Raw genomic sequence first — 6,299 nt, 5'->3', positions numbered from 1 at the left:
CAAATTATTTAATCTGAGAACCGTTTGATTTTTTATCCTATTGTATACCCATTTAATCCGAGAATTTTTGCTACTTTAATTTGAGAATCGACAATACATGGAAGTAAATGATTATCTTCCAAGTGGAATAAGAGTTCTTTCATCAGAAGTAGAAGGAAAAACAGAACCAGATGTTTTAACTAGAGTCTCAGAAGTAATAGAGGAATTAAATTTAAATGCAGAGCATATATATGAACTTTTAGATAGTGGTAAAACAGAAGATAGAGAAGAGGTTTATAAGCATATTTTAGTAAGACAATGTAATAAACTTGGGGAGATCATACCTCAAATGTTTGAAAAGATAAGTGATTACACAGAATTATTACTCCCAGATAATCTTTTAGAAGAAGGGTCAGTAATAAGAAAAATGGTAGATGATATAGAAGAATCAGACTGGAAAGAAGAAGTAGAAATAATAGGTTGGATGTATCAATACTACATATCAGAAAAGAAGGATGAAGTATTTGCAGCTTTAAAAAAGAATATAAAAATAACAAAAGAAAACATACCAGCTGCAACACAATTATTTACTCCAAAATGGATCGTTAAGTATATGGTAGAAAACGCATTAGGCAGACTATGGTTAGAAGGACATCCAAATGAGGAACTTCAAGGAAAATGGAAATACTACCTAGAAGAAGCACAGCAAGAGCCAGAGGTAGAAGAAGAATTAAAGAAAATAAGAGAAGAACACAGCAAACTAAAACCAGAAGATATAAAGGTACTAGATCCATGCATGGGATCAGGACATATATTAGTTTATGCCTTTGATGTTTTTTATGAAATATACAAAAGTGCAGGGTATTCAGAAAGAGAAATACCGAGATTGATTCTGCAAAATAATTTATATGGATTAGATATAGACGACAGAGCATCACAACTAGCAAGTTTTGCTTTAATAATGAAGGCAAGGCACTACAATAGAAGATTGTTTAGAGAGATAGAAAGAGAACACTTAGAATTAAATTTATGTTCAATACAAGAAAGTAATGGAATATCTAAGGAAGCGATTGATTACTTTGTAGGAGATAATGAAGAGTTAAGAAAAGATATTGAATATTTAGTTGAAACCTTTAATGACGCTAAGGAATATGGGTCTATACTTGAAGTTGAAAAAATAAACTTTGACGCATTAAAACAAAGATTAGATGAAATTAGAAAAGAAGATAATTTAATGTTTGCTGATTATAGAAGGTTACTTTTAGATAAACTGCCTACAATAATTAAGCAGGCAGAAATAATGAGTAGGAAGTATGAGGTGTGTATTACTAATCCACCTTATATGGGAAGAAGAAATATGGGGAATAAGTTGAAGAATTTTTTGGATGTGAATTTTAATGAGGCAAAAAATGATTTATCTACAGTATTTATAGTAAAAGGACTTAATTATGTTAAATACAATGAATATTTGTCGATGATTACAATGCATTCATGGATGTTTCTACAGTATTTTGAAAAGATAAGAAAAAAAATTGTAGATACGAAAACTATACAATCCATGGCGCATTTAGGATCGCGTGCGTTTGATGAAATAAGCGGGGAAGTAGTTCAAGCAACAACTTTTACTATAAGAAATAGAAGTTTAAATAAATATCTTAGTAAATACAGTGATGTTAAATTATATATGTCATCAGATGAAAAGAAATATGCTTATCTTAATGGAGAAAAGGTATATTTGTGTAGTGGAGAATCACTAAAAGTTATAGACGGGTATCCTATTGCATATTGGATTACACCAAAATTTAGAACTATATTTAAGTTGAGATCAATTGATAAAAAAATCCATACGGTAGGTCAAAATTTAACAGGAAATAATGATAAATTTTTGAGATGGTTTTGGGAAGTAGATGATTCTTTTATCGGTATTGGACATAAGTGGTTATTATATACTAAAGGTGGAGGCTCAAGGAAGTGGTATGGTAATTTTAGTTATATAATAAATTGGAGTAATGAGGCAAGAAATCATTATAAAAATGATAAAATTTGCAGAATAATTACTGAACAATATTGGTATAAGAGAGGAATAAGTTTCAATTTAATGTCTACATCTGATCCTACTTTTAGAGAGTTAAGACAGGATGTAACACACGATATAACTGGTTCCGCATTTTATGTTGACGATAAGGACTATAGTCTATTATTAGGGTTATTAAATTCTAAAATTAGTTGTAAGGTATTACAAATATTAAATCCTACTTTGTCTTATCAGTTAGGAGATGTTTCTAAAATACCGTTCAATGAAAAAATTAACTATAATAATAGTGACATCAAGAAAGTTGTAAATCAGTGTATGTATATTTCGAGAATAGATTGGAATTCATTTGAAACCTCATGGGATTTCAAAATCCATCCATTATTAAAGTTACTAGATAAAGGTGAACAATACAAATTAAGTTCAGTATTTACTATATGGGAAACTGAATGTGAAGAGGCTTTTATTCAGTTGAAGAGTAATGAAGAAGAATTAAACAGAATATTTATTGATATTTATGGTTTACAAGAAGAATTAACTCCAGAAGTTGAGGATAAAGACATAACGATTAGAAAAGCAGATAGAGAAAGGGATATAAAATCATTTATTTCTTATGCTGTTGGGTGTATGCTTGGTAGATATTCTATTGATGTGGAAGGTCTTGTTTATGCTGGTGGGGACTTTAAAGATAAGTGGAATTTAGAGGATAAAAAGGTTAGAAAGATAGAGAAGGACGAAGAGGGTAATATTATATCAAATTCATGGGTGGATGCTACTTTTATGCCTGACATCAATAATGTTATTCCTATAACAGAGGATGAATATTTTGAGGATGATATGGTTTCAAGATTTATTGAATTTGTTAGAACTGTTTATAGTGATGAAACTTTAGAAGAAAACTTAGATTTTATTGCGGATTCTATTGGTAGAAAGTCTTCTGAAACTGTGAGGCAGGCGATTAGAAGATACTTTATTAAGGATTTTTATAAGGATCACTTAAAGGTTTATAAAAAGAGACCTATTTACTGGATGTTTGAGTCTGGTAAAAATGATGGATTTAAGGCTTTAGTTTATATGCATAGATACAATGAACAAACTGTTGCAAAGGTTAGAACCGATTATCTTCATACATTACAAAGAAAGTATGAAGCACAAGTTAAGAGGCAACAAGAAATAGTAGATTCAGAAGAATACACTGCAAAAGATAGAACTGCTGCTAAGAAGAAGATAGGTAGAATAGCGAAGCAGATAGAAGAATGTAGAGAGTATGATCAAGTAGTAGCCCATTTAGCAAATGAGAAAATATCTATCGATTTAGATGATGGGGTTAAGGTGAACTATGCTAAATTCCAAGGGGTTAAGGTTATTAACTCTAAGGATAAGGAAGTTAAGATGGATTTAATAGCAAAGATATAGTAATTTAATACAGGGTATGTATAAGCATATCTTGTATTAAATTAATAGATTCAATATTTTCATATGAAAGTTAGTTTGAAAATAAGAGAGGTGTAGATTTTGATAGAGCGTGCTGATAAAGAAAAATATGGAATAGATAATAAAAATCCTGAGCTAGACGGAGAAGATTCATTAAATCCTGAAAAGGAATCATACAATATATATTCATTAGAAAATATTAAAATAGATCCAGGTTATTTTTCTGTATTCGAATTAAAAAGAAAACATGATAGAACAAAAACACAGAAAAGTGATTCAACTGAATATACTAAAACAGATAAAAGAAATCAAATAATTCTAGATAGTGATTTTCAAAGAGAAAAAGTATGGAACCGAAAGCAACAATCTGAATTAATCGAAAGTGTATTAATGGGGTTGCCTATACCCATAATGTATTTATCAGAAGATAAGTTTGGAAATTTAATTGTTGTTGATGGCAGACAAAGATTAACTGCTTTTTTTGAATTTTTAGACAATAAATTTACATTAACAGAATTAAAGATATTAAGAAATTTATCAGATAAAAAATTTGATGAAATTGACCCCATATATCAATCAAAGATAGAAGACTATCAATTAATTATGCAAATAATAAAACCACCTACTCCAGATACAGTTAAATTTCATGTGTTTGATAGGGTAAATAGGGGTGGAACCCCATTAAATAATCAAGAAATGAGAAATGCACTATATCAAGGGAATTCAACAAAATTATTAGAAAAATTATCTAAAGATCAGTTATTTAAGATAGCTACAGCTAATGGATTAAAATCAAAGAGAATGAAAGATAAATATATAATATTAAGATCAATAGCTTTTTATTTATGGATTGAAAAATTATTAACGGATGAGCAAGGAAAATTAATTGAATATGAAGGTGATATTGATGACTTTTTAGGCAAAACTATGGAATATTTAAATTTTGTAGAAGAAACAATTTTAATTAATTTAGAAGAAAAATTTAAAATAGCTATGGAAAATGCAAATAGAATCTTAGGGGAAGATGCATTTAGGTTGGCAAGAAGTGAAAAAGGAAATAAATCACCTATTAACATGAATGTATTTGAGGTATTGGTTTATATTATGATAACTCTTGGAGATAATGTGAATTTAGATGAAATTATAAAAGAAAAGTATTTTGCATTGATTAATGATAAGATTTTTTTAGATAATATTGCTAACCATAGAGATGCTGTTAATAAAGTGAATGATAGATTTGAGAAAATTTCAGAACAATTTATAGAGGTAATAATCAATGACTCTTGGATTGATTCTCGGAGTTCAGAAGAAGGTATAGAGGTGATAATAGGTGATTAATAGTTTAATGGTAAAAGGATTTAAATCCATAGATAATATTAAATTGAAATTTAATAATTTGAATTTATTGGTGGGAGTTAATTCATCTGGAAAATCAACAATAATACAAAGTTTATTATTGGTAAGTCAAAACGTGTCAAATAGTAAACCTAATTTAAATGGTAATTTAGTATCAATGGGAGAATTTAGAGAACTAAGAAATTTAAATACGAATGCAAAAAATGTAATGATTAATATTGAGGATAACACTGGTAGTTGTGAATTGTTTTTCGATGATTCAGAATCTTCATCTAGAAGTAACGACTTTTCAAAGTCTAATATAACATTTGACAAAGGCTTATATTATTTATCAGCAGCTCGTATAGGACATATGGATACTTATGAAAAAAACACAAAGGAAATTTATAAGTTTGGATTACAAGGAGAGTATTGCTTATCATATTTTGATAGAAATATAAATAAAGTAATTGATGAAACATTATTGGTTGATAATGTAAGTAAAACATTGGGATATAATGTTAACTATTGGTTCGATCACATTATAGGTGGTAGATTAAATACAGAAGATATAAAGCAAACAGATAAATTAAAAGCTCAATTTAGCGGAGTAAGTCGTATAAAGGTAAGAACAAAAAACACAGGGTCTGGATTAAGTTATTTAATTAGCATAATTATTATGTGTTTATCACTAGAAGAAAATGAAACACTTATCATTGAAAATCCAGAAATTCATTTGCATCCTAAAGCACAATCTAGGTTAACAGAATTTTTTATCTTTATTTCAAAAGCAAATAGACAGTTAATAATTGAAACACATAGCGACCATTTCTTTAATGGACTAAGGGTAGCCATAGCAAATAGTGCGATATCTAATGAAGAGGTGTCTATTAATTTCTTAAGCTTAGATAATAGAAATTGTACAATAAATAGTGAAATTAAAATTTCTAAAAGAGGTAGAATTATTGATCTACCACAGGACTTATTTGATCAGTTTGAAATAGATTTAGATAGAATGCTTGGTATATAGTTATGAGCGTTATAATAAATGATTTCTCATTAACTGGACAATTTAAGGATGTCGATGAATTTTTTGATAGTTTAGCAGAAGAAACTTTGCCTATGTTTAAGATTATAGAAAATTTAGATATGGATATATTATCTGGATACGAAACATACTCGTTGATGGTTACAAAAGAAAAGAGTTTGATGCAATTAATGGGTTCTAAGGGGAGTGCAGAGATAGCAAGATTAAAAAGTTTATTAGCTGCTCCTTTTTGGGAGGAAGAGTTATTTTCAGATAATGAGTCTATATATAAGTGTGAATATACAGAAAAAATTAAAGCATATTGTTTAGCAGAAGCACTTGAGAGAAATATATCAGTAATGTCATTTAAGCATCCTAAATTTAGAGAAAGTACAATTTGGATAGGTTACAATTAATTAGACAGATATTTTAAGGTCATGTACAATAAATTTATTAAGACAAAGGAGAATAACCATGACCGATTCAAACAAA

General features: G+C 28.7%; 4 protein-coding genes. All 4 read left to right on the top strand.

Going from position 1 to position 6,299, the window contains the following annotated elements; translation table 11 throughout:
* The first annotated feature begins 97 nt into the window (after positions 1 to 97).
* Positions 98 to 3,427, top strand: coding sequence for a BREX-1 system adenine-specific DNA-methyltransferase PglX (gene pglX, locus EV214_RS18225; protein WP_243116725.1), 3,330 nt, complete (start codon positions 98 to 100; stop codon positions 3,425 to 3,427).
* A gap of 99 nt (positions 3,428 to 3,526) precedes the next feature.
* Positions 3,527 to 4,783, top strand: coding sequence for a DUF262 domain-containing protein (locus tag EV214_RS18220; RefSeq protein WP_165916473.1), 1,257 nt, complete (start codon positions 3,527 to 3,529; stop codon positions 4,781 to 4,783).
* Positions 4,776 to 5,810 (top strand): DUF3696 domain-containing protein, encoded by a 1,035-nt coding sequence (locus EV214_RS18215; protein ID WP_132248393.1) that lies wholly within the window; start codon positions 4,776 to 4,778, stop codon positions 5,808 to 5,810. Before EV214_RS18220 ends, EV214_RS18215 begins: the two co-directional genes overlap by 8 nt.
* A 2-nt stretch (positions 5,811 to 5,812) precedes the next feature.
* Positions 5,813 to 6,223, top strand: coding sequence for a hypothetical protein (locus EV214_RS18210; protein WP_132248391.1), 411 nt, complete (start codon positions 5,813 to 5,815; stop codon positions 6,221 to 6,223).
* The last annotated feature ends 76 nt before the right edge of the window (positions 6,224 to 6,299 follow it).

It is taken from the genome of Marinisporobacter balticus (assembly GCF_004345705.1).
Classification (GTDB): domain Bacteria; phylum Bacillota; class Clostridia; order Peptostreptococcales; family Thermotaleaceae; genus Marinisporobacter; species Marinisporobacter balticus.
This window is presented reverse-complemented; position numbering and strand designations above follow the sequence as displayed.